Raw genomic sequence first — 16,671 nt, forward strand, 5'->3', positions numbered from 1 at the left:
CAAGTATACCACGTTTCACGACCTTCTTTTATACCTGTTCTTTTGTAGAACTTCCTTATCCTGTTATTGTGCTTTTAAGAGAACTTGATTATAATTTATAGGATTTATAATTATGTACAAACTAATGCATACAGAAAAAATTGCCGTTTATCGGCAGTCTATTCCTCCTTGCCTAAAGAATCCAACATGGCAAGGAGGTTTCTATATTAAAAGGAGTGGCATCATGTTTAAACTTAAAGAACGGAACACAACCGTTAAAACAGAAATTATTGCAGGCTTAACTACATTCTTAACCGTGGCCTATATTATTGTTGTTAATCCGAAGATCTTATCAGAAGCTGGTGTACCTTTTAACCAAGCTTTTACCGCAACGATAATTGCTACACTAGTCGGGACATTATGCATGGCCTTCCTTGCTAACTACCCAATTATTATTGCACCGGCAATGGGTTTAAATGCCTACTTTGCCTATTCCGTACTGGGTACTTATAATATTTCTTATACAGTTGCCTTTTCTGCTGTATTTGTAACTGGGATCATCTTCTTGATTCTATCTTTAACATCATTCAGGACAAAGCTAATCACAGCTATTCCCGATAATTTGAAGCATGCGATCAGTGCTGGTATCGGTCTATTCATTGCTTTTATCGGCCTGCGTCTATCTGGTATAGTCGCCGATCACCCAACCAACTTAGTAGCCTTGGGTGATTTTACAGATCCAAAGGTCGCACTGACATTAATAGGCTTAATCATAACCATCATCTTAATGACCTTAAACATTCAAGGATCCATTTTCATTGGTATGGTCATCACAGCTTTAATTGCCTACTTTACCGGTCAGTTACATTTCAACGGAATTGCTGCCTTGCCGCACTTACCAGAAGGCGCGCTCATCACAAATCCGATTACATCGTTCAATGATGTCATAAATTACGGTTTATATGGTGTCGTTTTCTCCTTTTTACTTGTTATGCTGTTTGATACGACAGGAGCCCTTCTAGGGATTGTTCGTCAAGCAGGGTTATTAAAGGACGGGAAGCTTGAAAAACCAGGCAGTGCCTTTTTTGCCGACTCCATCGGAACGACTGTAGGAGCTGTGTTTGGAACAAGTCCAACTGCTGCCTCCGTAGAATCTTCAGCAGGAGTAGGAGCTGGTGGTAAAACTGGTCTAACTGCCTTAACGGTAGCTGTTTTATTCTTAATAACGGCTTTCTTCAGTCCTTTAATCGGTTCTTTATCAGATGTTGCCGCTATTACTGCACCAAGTTTAATCATTGTAGGATGCTTTATGATCAAAAGTATTTCAGACATCAATTGGCATGATTTTGACGAAGCCTTCCCTGCTTTCTTGGTGATTGTGACCATGCCATTAACGTCAAGCATTGCTAATGGAATAGCTCTTGGATTCATCGCCTATCCTATTATGAAAATTGCAAAAGGGAAAATCCGTGAGGTTCATCCTTTCGTATACGTATTCGCTATTTTATTCTTATATCAACTGATCTTCTTAGCAAGATAATAAAAAAGATGCAGCCTCATTATGCGGCTGCATCTTTTTTATTATTTATTCATTTGAGCAAGAAAATCACCCAATAAATCATCAAGGCTTTCCTCTTTCACTTCTTCACTGCTCTCTTCCACCACTGCTGCACTGTCATTCCAATCAAAGTTATCCAATTCAGCTTCAGATACGGGTAAGCGTATGTGAATATCCTCTTCTACTTCTTGATCTTCTGTAACGGGCTGCTCCTGCAAATAAAGGGCATCATCAATCTCTAATGCATTGCTGGTCAGAGAAGCCAATAAGGACGTCGCTCTTAATGGATCAGACAATATATGATATAAAATGGTTCCAAGCATTGCTTCAGAATGAGCGTGTTTGAGCCAATCTCTTTGGCCTTTACTTAGCTTATGCGGAAGGGGCACTTTAATCATTTCCCGATCCTGTACAGTTGAGTTTCCAACATTCTCAAGCACAAATTCGGCTATCTTACTAGAAAAATTTCGTTTCTCTGTTTCCTTTAACTTTTGAAGCTGTCTTAATACATGATCGGGTGTGTCAGACGGTATTCGAAACGTAATCGCCTGGCCTCGCTGTATTTCAGATGCATTTGTTTTTTTCATATTTCAGCCTACTTAGTCATGCCGGATTTTTGAACATCCTTTTTGCTTTGAATTTGCTCTTGTTTAGCATTTTTTTTGGCGTAATCAGAAATTAATTTATAATAGGCATTCGCCATCATCCAGATGCTTTCTTTTTCGTCTTCAAAGAAGTCGATATTATAACCATCTAAGTTATTATTTAATTTCTTCAAATAATCCTTAAGTACAATGGCTCCTCCACCAACAAAATAGCAGATTTCCGTTTGAGAATTCTTCTGCCAAACATTGCGAAGATGGCGGTATTCTTTCTTAGCCAGTTCACCTAAGATACGATCCGTAATATCATGAACGCTTGTCCGGCTTCCGCGTACCATAATATGATTGCGGTCATTTTTCTTAGTAATTATGTCAACAACGTCTCGTCTGCTGTCCAATTCTACGCCATGTTTACTGCGAATTTCTTCTCTAATAGATTCTAGTGCTTCTGCAACACCCAAATTAAATCCTTGTGCTTTATCATCATCCACTTTACGGTTTCGAATGACCGCGATATCTGTCGAAAGACCACCAATATCTTGGATGAGGATTTGTTTATCGATTAAATCTCTATTAATAATGTTCAACTCATTATCCATAACTAAATTGATATAAGCAGCAAAACCTTCTGGGTACACTTTCACTTCATCAAATTTAATATTTACTTTAATTCCTTGGTATTTCGGTGTAACCAAGAACTCTACTTGATGGACAGATCCTAGTAATCTTGAACGATAACCAACATCCTTGCCTTCTTTTACTTCTCTTAACGGTAAACCAGTACCAAGCGTGTAATTGGCATCTACTACATTATTAGCCTTCTTAAAGTTTGATGCGTTTTCGTCTTTAACAGCATCAAGAGCAAGTGCAGCAAATAACATAATTAATGTTTGATCTTCCTCGGACTTACTGCTGCCTGGATCCAATTCTGATGGATTATCACTCTTAGTAGCTAAATTTCCCACACGGTAAATCATATTGTTTTCTTGTAATGCTGGAGAGTGAACACGAATATGAATTCCTTCAATTGGATCATTATCATTTAAATCTTCGATTCCGATTACCGGACGGTCTGCTATGTCTTGTGCAATAACATTAGGAATATATAACTCTGAATCTAATTTCCCAAAAAGTGCTTTAATTGCATCATTACCTACATCAATTGCTGCGATTCTTGAATAACTCATTTTATTAACCATCCCTTTCTTACCTACTATCTTCCATTTCATTTTATAGTAAATACAGATTAATACAAGAATTAATAGCTATTAAAATCACCTGGAAATCAGATGAACTAATTCCTAACACTTGTGTACAAAATTGTAAACATGTATACATTTTTGTACACATCCCGTTATATCAACATGTATACACTTTTGTATACATGTACACACTTTTCGTATACATGTATACGTTTTTGTAAACATGTATACGTTTTTTGTATACATCCATTTTTTTCTTATTTAGACATACGAAATCATTAATGATTTTCCTCTCGAAATTAAAATTTAAAGAGTAATTGAACAAGATATGGGTATGGTAATAAATGGAGAATACGAAACGAATAAATGAACTGGAGGGACACATATATGACTAGCCAAAATGATCATCTTCCAAAACAGCCAGAACCTTGTTGGAGGGACAACCTCCCCTTTCCAACGTTCCCTGCACTTGAAAAAAATTCCACAGCTGATGTAGCCATTGTAGGAGGAGGAATTACAGGAATTACGGCTGCCTACTTACTCGCAAATAAAGGTTTGTCAGTAACACTCATAGAAGCCAGTGACCTTTTAAATGGGACCACTGGGCATACCACAGCTAAAATAACCTCACAACACGGCCTAATTTACGATCAATTGATTAAGGACTTTGGTGAAGAAAAAGCAAAACTATATTATGAAGCAAATAATGAAGCCATGCACTTTATACGGGACATCGTAAATACGCATGATATTGATTGTGATTTAACGACGGAGGATGCTTACGTTTACGCAGGGACGGACGAATACATACCCAAAATCCAAGCGGAATTTACAGCTTATGAAAAGCTGGGAATACCATGTGAATATACTGAAAGTATTCCCTTCTCTATTCCGTGTAAGGCAGCCGTTGTTATGAAGAATCAATCACAATTTCATCCCCTTAAATATTTAACTGCACTGATTCCTACTTTGGTTGATGCCGGAATCAAGATTTATGAACATACTACAGCTGCCAAAGTTGAAGAAGAGGGTTCTAAACAAGTAATTCATACGTCTTCTGGTCAGACCATTACATGTAAGTATGTATTGACTGCTTCCCATTACCCTTTTAATGACGAGATTGGTTTGTATTTTACCCGTATGCATCCAGAAAGGTCCTATGTATTAGGCATCAAAACAGCTGAAGAGTACCCAGGCGGAATGTATCTCAGTGCTGATAGTCCTTCACGTTCTCTTCGGGACACCATAATTGATGGCGAACGCTTAATCCTCGTTGGCGGAGAAAGCCATAAAACCGGTCAAGGCATTCCAACCATGGAGCATTATGAAGCCCTGCAAGCCTTTAGCCATCAATTTTTTAGTGTAACGGACATTCCTTATAGATGGTCAGCGCAGGATCTTATTACCGTTGATAAGGTGCCTTATATTGGGGCAGCAACGAAGAACCATCCAACCATTTTGATTGCAACTGGATATGGAAAGTGGGGTATGACCAACGGAACTCTAGCTGCACAGATTCTAACGGATCGTATCTTAGACAAAGAAAATCGCTATGCCTCTCTATTTGATCCTTCCAGATTTGAAGCGAAAAGTCTTAAAAACTTTGTCACTGAAAATGCAAATGTCGCAAAGGAATTAATCAAAGGAAAATTATCGGTAAGTCCTCAAAGCTTGGAAGATTTGTCTATTGGAGAGGCAGCCATTATACGAGTTAATGGTGAAAAATCCGGCTGTTACCGAGATCAAACCGGTCAGCTTCATGTTGTGGATTCAACATGCACCCATCTAGGCTGTGAGGTAGCCTGGAACAGCGGAGATACAACTTGGGACTGCCCATGCCATGGATCTCGCTATTCTATTGATGGAACAGTGCTTGAGGGACCAGCTGTGATTCCTTTAAAAAAGGTAGATATTTAAAAAGAAGCAAGGCCAAGTCGCCTTGCTTCTTTTCTTTTTGTTGACATGTAAACAATTCCCAAGTCGTATAATAGATGGAGATGAACCAGAAAGGAAGGGTACATATTATGACAAATGATTCTCGTGAAGATTGGCACGCTTTGAATGACCTGATTCGTTTAGAAAAGGATTATACATTACGTGTAAATGGAGAAGGAATTGTCCGAGCGTCTCCTGATCAAGCAACCATTTCTTTAGGTGTCCGAACAGAAAATATTGATCCTGCCTCTGCTCAGCAAGAAAATGCCCTTATCGTAGCTAATGTGCTGACGTCAATGACTTCACTAGGCATTCCCGATGATCATATTAAAACGACTGATTATCGAATAGAACCCCAATATGATTTCCAAGATGGAAAAGAGATTTTCAGGAATTATAAAGTTACCCACATGATTGATATCCTAACCAGCCAAATTGACCAAGTCGGTGTAATTGTTGATACAGCTGTTAAGAATGGTGCTAATTCCGTTTCAAACATACGTTTTTCATTGGCTAATCCTGAATTAGTTTACAATCAGGCGTTATCAATTTCACTAAGAAATGCTTATCAAAAAGCCTTGGCCATTACCCAAACCATCCGAACTACCCTAGCCCCTACTCCACTAAAAGTGGTTGAACTATCCGGAGAACCTCTGCCTGTTCTTTATCAAGCAAATGTCTTCAGTAAAGCAGCCGCCACCCCCATTCAACCGGGGGAATTAACTATATCGGCTAGAGTCCAAGTAGAGTATGAATATAAATAACAAACTCCAGCGCTAAACACGCTGGAGTTCTTTTTAAAAGACAACTGTTTTATTTTGATGAACAATTACACGATCTTCGACATGCCACTTAACAGCCCTAGCTAAAACACGACGTTCGATTGAACGACCGATTTTCTTCATGTCTTCTGCATTATCACGGTGATCTACTCGATCAATATCTTGTTCTATAATTGGCCCTTCATCTAAATCATTCGTTACATAATGAGAAGTCGCTCCAATCAGTTTCACACCTCGATCATATGCTCGTTCGTATGGGCGGGCTCCGATGAACGCCGGCAGGAAAGAATGATGAATATTAATAATCCGATGCGGCAGGGCTGCAACGAAGTCAGGGGTTAAGATCTGCATATACCTTGCCAATACGATGAAATCCACTTCATAATCTGCCAATAGTTTTAACTGTGTTTTTTCCGATTCCTGTCTAATCTCTTTGTTCGCCGGAATATGGTAAAAAGGAATTTGAAGGGATTCGACAAGCTGGCGATTATCCGCATGATTACTAATGACAAGAACAATATCAGCCATTAAATCACCGCTTTGCCATTCCCACAATAATTCAAGCAGACAATGAGGCTCTTTGGAGACAAAGATGGCCATTTTTTTCAGACTGCTTACCTTTGATAACGTCCATTCCATTTCAAATTGATCCGCAATTTCCGCAAAGGATGTCTTCATTTGCAAAACTTTGTTAGTCAAATCAGGACAATCAAACTCTATTCGAGTAAAGAATGTGCCGCCGTTAGGATTAATGGAATACTGGCTCAACTCAACAATGTTAGCATTGTATTCTTTTAAAAAAGCGGTTACTGCAGCAACAATCCCAGGCTGGTCAGGACATTTGATCATTAAACGTCCCGTATTTACATGCTTTTCTATAAAATTATTTAGTTGATCCTTTACTCCCGAAGTCATTTCAACAACTGCCTCTCATTTGTTTTTACTCATTATACTTCATTGCATCCATGATAAAAAATGAACCAATGTAAAACCTCACCTTTTCCATCATAATTCCACGATTATTCAATACTCCCGTTACCCCCCTCTTACGTTCTTCAATGACTTTTATCCTTCACTCATCTTCATAACATCAGCAGCCAAGAAATTCGATGATCGAATGAAAACAAAAGCAACCGTATAATTAATATCGTAAATCAAAAAACTGAGCACTTATATGCCCTCACAAACTAAAAAATAGACATCCACGGATCATTTGGTCTGTGGATTTTTTAACCTATTTTTCTAGTAAGAAATGGATTTACTATTATCATAAAATACTTTTTTTACTAACTAAATGATTACTCAATTGTAAATATGGGTATGTAATTATCAGTCTAGTCGCGAAGGAGGTTACGTTTTTCGAATGAAGAAATCATTGATAACTATTTTATCGACATTATTTATACTTGTTTTGCTTTCTGGCTGTGCTGAAAAAGAACAGCTTGAGGATGGAACCAAACTGATTCAGAAGGATCAATTCGTATTTGCATCTTCTGGTGAGTTTAAACCATTCAGTTTTGTAAAAGATGACATGGAAGTCACAGGATTTGACGTTGAGGTTGGGAAAGCAGTCGCAGAAAAACTTGGCTTAGAACCCGTACCTAAACGAATCAAGTTCAAAGGAATCGTTGAAGGTGTTAAAACGGGACGGGCTGATGCAGCCGTGGCTAGTCATACGGTCAACCCGCAACGAAGTAAGCATGTTTCCTTTACAACTCCTTATTATTATTCTGGTCCACAAATATTCGTCCGTCCTGATAGTAAGGTAAAAAATATAGAAGATCTTAAAGGAAAAGAAATCGCCGCTTCAAAAGGCTCTACGTATGCCGACACCGCCGCTGAATACTCAAAGAATATTAAGACCTATGACAGTGATATTACTGCACTGAAGGCCTTGAGTGAAGGCAGACACGATGCAGTAATCACCGATTTCGTTACAGGTAAGACAGCGATTAAAGCTGGATTTGACATCGTCGGTCGTCAACTGATTGAACGAAGCGAGCAATCCATTGTTATCCCTCAAGACAATCCACAATTATTAAAACGCGTTAATACGGCTCTTGAGGAATTAAGACAAGATGGAACGCTTAAGAAGTTAAGTCAAAAGTACTTCGGAGAAGACATTACTACAAAACCTGAATAAGACGTTTAAACAGAAGGGGAGTTGTCCATTTGCCTAGTTTGTCACATTTTTTCGAAACATTCTTTGGAAAATCAAATGTATTCATAGACGCCATGCTCCTTACCCTGGAGCTCACTGTAGTTTCAATTGTTGTAGGGATTATCATCGGTCTGTTTTTTGCACTATTAAAAGTATCTAATATTAAAATTCTTGGGTATATTTCAGATATATATATTTACCTTGTCAGAGGTACCCCATTAATCGTTCAAATCTTTATCTTATATTTCGGAATCAGCAGCATCTTTTTACTGCCGGATTTTTGGGCAGCATCGCTCGCACTCGCCTTACACAATGGTGCTTATATTGCTGAAATTTTCCGTGGTACCATTCAATCTATTGAAAAAGGACAGCTTGAAGCCGGCCGCTCTCTTGGAATGAGCCCTGCTCTGACCTTGCGCCGTATAATTCTTCCACAAGCCTTCCGTCGTGCTCTTCCGCCGCTTGGCAACCAATTTATTATCGGACTAAAGGATTCATCTCTTGCCGCCTTTATCTCCATGGATGAATTGTTTAATGTGGCTACCACACTCGGCTCTAATAACTTTGATGAAATGACCTACTTACTGATCGTTGCGGTATATTACTTAATTCTTGTCGCTATCTTAACGATCATAGTTAACTTAATTGAAAAGAAATTATCCATAAGTGATCGATAGGAGGATATGTAATGGAGAAAAGAGTCATGCTTCGCATCAGAAATTTAAATAAATCCTTTGGTGATTTACATGTCCTAAAGGATATCGATATGAAAGTACTTGAAAGCGATGTTGTTTGTCTGATTGGTTCAAGTGGTTCCGGTAAAAGCACCCTGCTTCGCTGCTTAAACTTCCTTGAAAAAAGAGACAGTGGACAAATTTTAATTGAGGGTGAAGAAGTTAACCCAGAAACTCAGAATATAAATAAAGTCCGCGAAAAAGTCGGAATGGTCTTTCAACATTTCCACCTATTCCCCCACATGACTGTTATTGATAACATCATTGAGGCACCTGTTCATGTTAAAAAGGTTCCAAAAAAACAGGCACTTGCTGAAGCAAAAGAGCTTCTGCGTAAAGTAGGACTTGAAGATAAAGCAGATGTTTATCCAAGCAAGTTGTCCGGCGGTCAGAAACAGCGGGTAGCTATCGCTCGTGCAATGGCCATGAAACCTGACGTTCTACTTTTTGATGAACCAACTTCTGCCCTAGATCCAGAGCTTGTTGGTGAAGTGTTATCCACCATGAAAGAGCTTGCTGAAGATGGGATGACGATGGTTGTCGTTACACATGAAATGAGTTTTGCTCGTGAAGTGAGTGATTGGATTATTTTCATGCAAGAAGGACGCGTGATCGAAAGTGGTCCTCCGGAGGAATTCTTCACCAATCCAAAAGAAACGCGCACAAAAGATTTTTTACAAACAACTGTCTTTTAATAAAACCCGCATCCTAATAAGATGCGGGTTTTTCTATGCCAAACAGTAAGTTATAAAGGTTGGTCTAGACAATGGATGCGAAAATCTGTCTAACACAACGATTATTTGGTTATAAATGACCTAAGATATCGGCATTAAAGCCAACGGCATGGAAAAAAGTCTGTATTTATGGTATATTCACAGGTAAAATTACAAGTAGAATATTTAAGAAAGAGGTCTAATTATGGAAAATAATTCTCCGAACTTTGTACGAACGATTATTAAAGAAGACCTTGAATCCGGCAAGCATAACCACATTATTACCCGCTTCCCTCCAGAGCCAAATGGTTATTTGCATATCGGACATGCAAAAGCGATTATTCTTAATTTTGGTGTAGCCGATGAATTTAATGGAGAGACTAATCTCCGTTTTGATGATACGAACCCAATTAAGGAAGATGTCGAGTATGTAAACTCCATTAAAGAAGATGTTGAATGGCTTGGTTATAAATGGGACAACTTGTTCTTTGCATCGGATTATTTCGATGAGATGTATGAGAGAGCACTTTTACTGATCAAAAAAGGATTAGCCTACGTAGATGATCTAAGTGCAGATGAAATTCGCGAATATCGCGGTACACTCACTGAACCAGGTAAAAACAGTCCTTACCGTGACCGCACTATGGTTGAAAATCTCGAGTTATTCGAAAAAATGCGCAATGGTGATTTTAAAAACGGCGAAAAGGTGCTGCGTGCAAAAATTGATATGTCTTCCCCGAATATTAATTTACGTGATCCAGTTATCTACCGTATTTCTCATACAGAGCATCACAATACAGGTGATAAATGGTGTATCTATCCAATGTACGCCTTTGCTCACCCGCTTGAAGATGCTATTGAAGGAGTCACTCACTCCCTTTGCTCACTTGAATTCGAGGATCAACGTCCCCTTTATGATTGGATTGTCAAAAATTGTGAAATGAAGCACACTCCAAGGCAATATGAATTCGGCCGTTTGAACTTAACCAATACGGTTATGAGTAAACGGAAGCTCCGCCAGTTGGTTGAAGAAGGATATGTTGACGGCTGGGATGATCCACGGATGCCGACTATTTCTGGGTTAAGACGCCGCGGTTATACACCAGAAGCGATTCGTAACTTCTGCCAAGAAATTGGGGTTTCTAAAGCATATGGTACGATTGATTCACAGATGCTTGACCACTTTGTCCGTGAAGACTTGAAATTGAAGGCTCCACGTACTATGGGTGTTCTAAAACCACTTAAAGTCGTGATTACGAACTATCCAGAAGGTGAAGTAGAATGGCTTGAAGCTGAAAACAATCCAGAAAATCCGGAAATGGGATCTAGACTAATTCCATTCTCTCGTGAAATTTACGTAGAGCAAGAAGATTTCATGGAGAATCCGCCCAAAAAATATTTCCGTCTCTTCCCAGGAAACGAAGTGCGTCTAAAGCATGCTTACTTCATTAAGTGTGAAGAAGTCATAAAAGATGACGAAGGAAATGTAATCGAACTTCATTGCACATACGATAAAGAAACAAAGAGCGGCAGTGGTTTTACGGGCCGTAAGGTAAAAGGTACGCTGCATTGGGTTGATGCTAATCATTCTATCCCTGCAGAGTTCCGCAATTACCAACCGTTAATCATGGATGAAAATCCGACTGAAGAAGAGGAAGAAAAAACGTTCCTAGAGCGTGTAAATCCACAATCGTTAGAAGTCATGAATGGGTTTGTAGAACCAAACATGAAGGAAGTTAATCCACAGGATAAGTTCCAATTCTTCCGTCACGGATACTATAATGTTGACCCTAAAAACACTACAACAGACAAGCTGGTCTTCAACCAAATTGTCTCACTGAAAAGCTCATTCAAGCTATAAGAAGGTAAGAGGCTGGGACATAACTAGCTTCAATTATCAAAAAAAGTGAAATGGATTAACTCCATTTCACTTTTTTCGGTTTTCCTCTATGAAACCTTACCTACTGACCGCGAATTTCCTTATATTCACGGCCATTAATGCAAATCCCATTTCATTTTCAACCTTTTTCTGTCCGCGGACAGAAAATCGGTTGAAACGCAAATTAGCCTTCAAAAATCCAAAAACTGGTTCCACATCTATTTTCCGTTGACGGTAGATGGAACTTGTTTTTTCTTCTGAAAGCTTCGCTCTTACATATTCTTTTTGCTGTTCCCATTTTTCATTCACCATTAATTTTCGGTTCGTACCTTCCTTTGCTTTGGTGCAAGAGGAACGGAATGGACAGCCTGTGCAGTTTTCACACTCATATAGTTTGAACTCGCGTGTGAATCCTGATTTGTCCGTACGCACGGAATGATTTTTGAAGACCAAACGCTGCTGATTCGGACACGTGTATGTATCGTTTTCTTTATCATACTGCCAGTTGTCTGGATTAAATTCGTTTTGTTTGTATTTTTTCTTCTGCTCTTTCTGGTACATCCCATAGGTAATTAATGCTTCCCTTTTACGATTCGAAAGAATATCATCATAATTCTGTTCGCTTCCATATCCGGCATCTGCGACGATGTGCTTCGGCAACTCGAAATAATTTTGCTCAATTTGATCTAAGAACGGAATGAGGGTGCGAGTATCGGTCGGATTCGAAAATAGGCTATAGGCCAGGGTGTATTGGCCTTCTGTTGCGACTTGAAGATTATAACCAGCTTTCAATTGACCGTTCTTCATATAATCATCTTTCATTCGCATAAAGGTCGCATCGGGGTCTGTTTTTGAATAACTATTCCTGGTGCCAAAGATTTCAAAGTCTCGCTGATAGTTCTGTTTTCTTATAAGTAAATTTAGGACTTGTTTCCGTACTTGTTTTGGAAATTTTCGTTCGCTTCTTAACGTTTTTCGTTCTGCCGCATCTGAAGATGCTTCTATTTCTTTGTCATATTCAGAAATGACATCCTCTACTTTTTGAACCACTTGAGCCAACTCGTCTGAGGACAATTGCTCTACGTTTTCTCGTTCGATTTCGGGAATGATTTCTTTTTCAATGAGCTCATCATATAACTGATTAGATTTTTCGATTAAGCTTTTATGATAGTTTTCAATAGACTTTTTCCACACGAATGTAAATTTGTTCGCATTCGCTTCAATCTTTGTTCCATCAATAAAGATTGCTTCTTGATCAATGAGTTTCTCTTGAACAAGCTGGCAACGGAATTGAACGAAACATTGCCGGATTAATTCCTTTACTTCTGGATGAACACGAAAACGGTTAATGGTGCGATAACTTGGTTCATATCCTTGTGCTAACCACATCATTCGGAGGCTGTCCTGTAAAAGAGCTTCCATTTTCCGCCCTGAAAAAACAGATTGCGTATAGGCACATAAGATAATTTTCAACATCATGCGTGGATGATAGGCAGGACAGCCCTCATTTCGCAGGAAAGGTTCCAACGCTTCATGAGGAATACTTTCAACTAAGTGATGGACGTGGAAGGCAAGATCATTTTTGTGTAATTTCACTTCTAAATCTAAAGGCAAAACTAATTGATTCATGTTATACTCTTTAAACATAAGGACACTTCTTTCTGTTTGAATTTTTGTTGTGGTGACTTAATTTTAGCAGAAAGTGTCCTTATGTTATGAGTAAAAAGACAAAGCCGGTGAAAATTTTACGTATCGTAAAATTTTCACCGGCTTTTTTTCATTTTAGAGCAGGGTTTTGTCCCAGCCTCTTTTTTCTGTTTTTAACCGGGGAGAAATTTTTCGCTGTCAAAGTTGCTTCCCCGTCTGAGGAAGCCATAATCCCGTTGGTATTTGTAAAACTAAGTTCAAGGCTGTTAGTTCTGAAGCAGCTTAATGCCTGCCCGTTGCAGAGCTTGTTTTAAGGTGCTGTGTGTGGAAATTCCGCTAAAATCCAGGCCAAGCTGAATGGAGGTTTGAGCCACTTCAGGACGAATTCCTGAGATTGTTGACTTGATCCCTAAAAGAGATAAGGTTTTTGTCACTTGGAATAGCTGTTGCGCCACCATCGTATCAACTATTGTTACACCGGAGAGGTCAATAAAAAGATGTGAAATCTCGGCAGCCGCACATTTCTCCGAAACATTTTCAAGCATCCTGCCTGCACGGTGTGTATCAATATCACCTGTTAAAGGCAGGACAGCCACTGAGTCAACTAACGGAATGACAGGGGCACTCAATTCATTAATTAGTTCCTGTTGAGCATTCAAACGCATATTTGTTAACTCATAATATAGTTCAGTAAACCTTCCAATCAACCTGTCAAAGGCTTTATGAATGAGAAAATTCCAACGGATTATATCCTCTTTCGTAACCTTGTCTGTGTCACTTATAAATGTGACAATTGTTTTCCAGTAAATTTCCCGTACCTTATTCATTGCTTCTAACACCTCATAAATAGGTGTATCACTTTTGACTCTGCTCTCAGCAACGATTAATGCCCACTCCACCATACTTTCATTAAATATATCGCAATCATCCAAAAGGGCACTTGTGACCGTAGCAATGGTTAGCGTATTCTGGGTTCTTAATTGTTGTTCAATCTTTCCGGCTGCATTAACCGAGTAGATGGATCCATCCTGCTTTTCCCGCATATTCAGCCAGTTTTCAGTGATCAAACTTGAATGATCTAAGATGTATTGATACAATTCTTTATCTATTTTTCTCATATGTACTCTCCCCCTAAATCGCGATTATTTCATTCGAAATAAAATGAGAAAATCGCTATACCCCTCTTCTTCCAAACGTTCTTTTGGAATAAACCGCAGCGCTGCTGAATTAATACAATAACGTTTACTCTTGTTACTCTCCTCAAACACATGTCCTAGATGAGAATCCGCATCACGACTGCGAATTTCCGTTCTTGTCATACGATGACTTAAATCCACACTTTCTACTACACTCGCCGACATGACTGGCTTCTTGAAACTAGGCCAGCCACACCCGCTGTCATATTGGTCCTTTGATGAAAATAGTGGTTCTCCTGAGACAATATCAACATATATTCCTTCTTTATCGTTCTGCCAATATTCATTGTCAAACGGTTGTTCAGTGCCGTTCTCCTGTGTAACGTAATACTGCATTGGCGTTAATGTAGCTTTTAATTCACTTCGATTTTTTGGCCAATATTTCTTAAAAAAAGCTTCTCTGCCTGAACTTCTTTGATAAAGTGCATACCGAAAAGCATTTTTTTGATAAAAACTTTGATGATACTCTTCAGCTGGATAAAAAGGCATAGATGGCAAGATTTTCGTGACAATAGGCCGGTCAAAACGTCCACTTTCTTCTAATTCAATTTTTGATTGTTCAGCTTTCTTTTTTTGTAGTTGATTCTGATAAAAAATGACGCTTTGATACGCTGACCCGCGGTCAGAAAACTGCCCGCCGTCATCAAAGGGGTTGATTTGCTGCCAGTAAATATCCAGCAGTTGGTCATAGGTAATTATTTCAGGCTTAAAGGTTATTTTCACTACTTCCAAATGTCCAGATTGTCCTGTTTTCACTTGGCTGTACGTTGGGTTTTCTATGCTGCCTCCGCTATAACCTGAGACTACTTCTATAATGCCTTCCTTTTGATCAAAAGGCGATACCATACACCAAAAGCATCCCCCAGCGAATATAGCGGTTTCATTTGCTAACTGATTGTTGTCACATACCATTACAAACTTACCCCTTGCCTGTAAATTCTCTTTCCATAAGTATAGTCCATCCTTCAAATTTATTGAAATGTCCAAGCACATAACTTTCTGTAAATATGTGCAAAAAAAGCCGACACACGTAGCTGTCGGCTTGAAGACTATTTTTTTTAAAGAATGACGCTGACAATGATTGCAGACAGGACACTTACTAATGTTGCTCCATAAAGTAATTTTAGTCCCATACGAGCCACAACATTCCCTTGTTTTTCATTTAAACCCTTAACCGCTCCTGCGACAATACCGATTGAGGAGAAATTAGCGAAAGAGACAAGGAAGACTGAGATAATTCCTACTGTTTTTTCACTTAAATTCGCTTGAACATTCCCTAAATCAATCATCGCAACAAATTCATTAGTAACGAGTTTTGTTGCCATAATACCACCCGCCGTTACAGATTCCGCTATCGGAACTCCCATAAGAATCGCAAAAGGTGCAAAAATATATCCAATTACTTCTTGGAAGCTGATTCCAAAAATCATATTAAACAAGCTATTAATCATAGCAATCAGCGCAACAAATCCAATCAGCATCGCTGCCACAACAATTGCTACCTTAAATCCATCCATAATGTACTCACCAAGCATCTCAAAAAAACTTTGCTTTTCTTCTTCTAGTACATTTAAGATATCTTCTTCTTCTGTTACCGTATACGGGTTGATAATTGAGGCAATTATAAATCCGCCAAATAAATTAATTACAATCGCCGTCACTACATATGCCGGTTCAATCATAGTCATATAAGCACCAACAATAGACATCGATACCGTAGACATAGCTGATGCACACAATGTATATAGACGATTTGGCGGTAATTGGCCAAGCTGTTTTTTAACAGTTATGAACACTTCAGATTGCCCTACAATAGCAGATGCTACCGCATTATATGATTCAAGTTTACCCATTCCATTAACTTTACTCAGCAGGAAACCTATCCATTTCATAATGAATGGAAGGATTTTAAAATGCTGAAGAATACCAATCAAAACCGAAATAAAGACGATAGGCAGAAGGACAGTCAAGAAAAACGGTGCCTCTCCCTCATTGGCGATTCCGCCAAACACAAAGGCAATTCCTTCACCAGCATAATTAAGCAGTTTAGTGAAAGCACCAGCAATTCCCTCAATAATCACTAAGCCAAACTTTGTATTTAGTAATACGTAGGCAAGAATAAGCTGGATCACAATCATTAAAAGAATCGGTTTAATCTTAACGCTTTTTCGGTTACTACTCATTAAGTAGGCCAAACCAAGAACCACAAGAAGGCCTACAATAGCAATTAGAAACTTCATTTTTTCCCTCCACTTAGTTGTAGTACACTCTAGGTGATGTCTT

14 protein-coding genes are annotated in these 16,671 nt (G+C 38.8%); 7 read left to right on the forward strand and 7 right to left on the reverse strand.

Translation table 11 applies throughout. From position 1 onward, the window contains the following. Positions 1-223 precede the first annotated feature (223 nt). Positions 224-1,519 carry an NCS2 family permease gene (locus MHI18_RS11010; protein ID WP_340847387.1) on the forward strand — a complete coding sequence of 432 codons (1,296 nt, stop codon included), beginning with the start codon at positions 224-226 and terminating at the stop codon, positions 1,517-1,519. Between the two features lie 41 nt (positions 1,520-1,560). Here MHI18_RS11010 and MHI18_RS11015 read toward each other — a convergent pair whose 3' ends face one another. Beyond that, a complete protein-coding gene (locus MHI18_RS11015; RefSeq protein ID WP_340847388.1) occupies positions 1,561-2,124 on the reverse strand; it encodes a hypothetical protein in 564 nt (187 codons plus the stop codon). An 8-nt stretch (positions 2,125-2,132) separates the two neighbouring features. Then, on the reverse strand, positions 2,133-3,326 hold the full coding sequence (locus MHI18_RS11020; RefSeq protein WP_340847389.1) for a ParM/StbA family protein: 1,194 nt from the start codon (positions 3,324-3,326) through the stop codon (positions 2,133-2,135). Positions 3,327-3,728: 402 nt separating this feature from the next. On the opposite strand from MHI18_RS11020, the gene MHI18_RS11025 reads away from it, so the two are divergent. Both MHI18_RS11025 and MHI18_RS11030 read left to right on the forward strand, forming a co-directional pair. Next, positions 3,729-5,258, forward strand: coding sequence for an FAD-dependent oxidoreductase (locus tag MHI18_RS11025; protein ID WP_340847390.1), 1,530 nt, complete (start codon positions 3,729-3,731; stop codon positions 5,256-5,258). A 107-nt stretch (positions 5,259-5,365) separates the two neighbouring features. Beyond that, positions 5,366-6,040 (forward strand): SIMPL domain-containing protein, encoded by a 675-nt coding sequence (locus tag MHI18_RS11030; RefSeq protein WP_340847391.1) that lies wholly within the window; start codon positions 5,366-5,368, stop codon positions 6,038-6,040. Between the two features lie 33 nt (positions 6,041-6,073). On the opposite strand, the gene purU is transcribed toward MHI18_RS11030, so the two are convergent. Then, positions 6,074-6,973 carry a formyltetrahydrofolate deformylase gene (gene purU, locus MHI18_RS11035; RefSeq protein WP_340847392.1) on the reverse strand — a complete coding sequence of 300 codons (900 nt, stop codon included), beginning with the start codon at positions 6,971-6,973 and terminating at the stop codon, positions 6,074-6,076. A 448-nt stretch (positions 6,974-7,421) separates the two neighbouring features. Between purU and MHI18_RS11040 the strand changes: the two genes are divergently transcribed. The 4 genes from MHI18_RS11040 to MHI18_RS11055 all read left to right on the forward strand — a co-directional run bounded on the left by MHI18_RS11040 (position 7,422) and on the right by MHI18_RS11055 (position 11,527). Next, positions 7,422-8,201: a transporter substrate-binding domain-containing protein gene (locus MHI18_RS11040; protein ID WP_340847393.1), complete on the forward strand. Its 780-nt coding sequence runs from the start codon at positions 7,422-7,424 to the stop codon at positions 8,199-8,201. A 29-nt stretch (positions 8,202-8,230) separates the two neighbouring features. Then, complete coding sequence (locus MHI18_RS11045) at positions 8,231-8,896, forward strand: amino acid ABC transporter permease (protein ID WP_340847394.1); 666 nt, start codon at positions 8,231-8,233, stop codon at positions 8,894-8,896. Positions 8,897-8,907: 11 nt separating this feature from the next. Beyond that, positions 8,908-9,648, forward strand: a complete 741-nt coding sequence (locus tag MHI18_RS11050) for an amino acid ABC transporter ATP-binding protein (RefSeq protein ID WP_340847395.1) — start codon at positions 8,908-8,910, stop codon at positions 9,646-9,648. Positions 9,649-9,871: 223 nt separating this feature from the next. Further along, on the forward strand, positions 9,872-11,527 hold the full coding sequence (locus tag MHI18_RS11055; protein ID WP_340847396.1) for a glutamine--tRNA ligase/YqeY domain fusion protein: 1,656 nt from the start codon (positions 9,872-9,874) through the stop codon (positions 11,525-11,527). A gap of 96 nt (positions 11,528-11,623) precedes the next feature. On the opposite strand, the gene MHI18_RS11060 is transcribed toward MHI18_RS11055, so the two are convergent. The 4 genes from MHI18_RS11060 to MHI18_RS11075 all read right to left on the reverse strand — a co-directional run bounded on the left by MHI18_RS11060 (position 11,624) and on the right by MHI18_RS11075 (position 16,628). Continuing rightward, positions 11,624-13,192, reverse strand: a complete 1,569-nt coding sequence (locus tag MHI18_RS11060; protein WP_340846018.1) for an IS1182 family transposase — start codon at positions 13,190-13,192, stop codon at positions 11,624-11,626. 266 nt (positions 13,193-13,458) lie between these two features. After that, positions 13,459-14,310 (reverse strand): STAS domain-containing protein, encoded by an 852-nt coding sequence (locus MHI18_RS11065; protein WP_340847397.1) that lies wholly within the window; start codon positions 14,308-14,310, stop codon positions 13,459-13,461. A 24-nt stretch (positions 14,311-14,334) separates the two neighbouring features. Beyond that, positions 14,335-15,300, reverse strand: a complete 966-nt coding sequence (msrB, locus tag MHI18_RS11070) for a peptide-methionine (R)-S-oxide reductase MsrB (RefSeq protein WP_340847398.1) — start codon at positions 15,298-15,300, stop codon at positions 14,335-14,337. Positions 15,301-15,446: 146 nt separating this feature from the next. After that, positions 15,447-16,628 carry a NupC/NupG family nucleoside CNT transporter gene (locus MHI18_RS11075; RefSeq protein WP_340847399.1) on the reverse strand — a complete coding sequence of 394 codons (1,182 nt, stop codon included), beginning with the start codon at positions 16,626-16,628 and terminating at the stop codon, positions 15,447-15,449. Between the last annotated feature and the right edge of the window lie 43 nt (positions 16,629-16,671).

Source organism: Peribacillus sp. FSL H8-0477, from assembly GCF_038002765.1.
In the GTDB taxonomy this organism is placed as follows: domain Bacteria; phylum Bacillota; class Bacilli; order Bacillales; family DSM-1321; genus Peribacillus.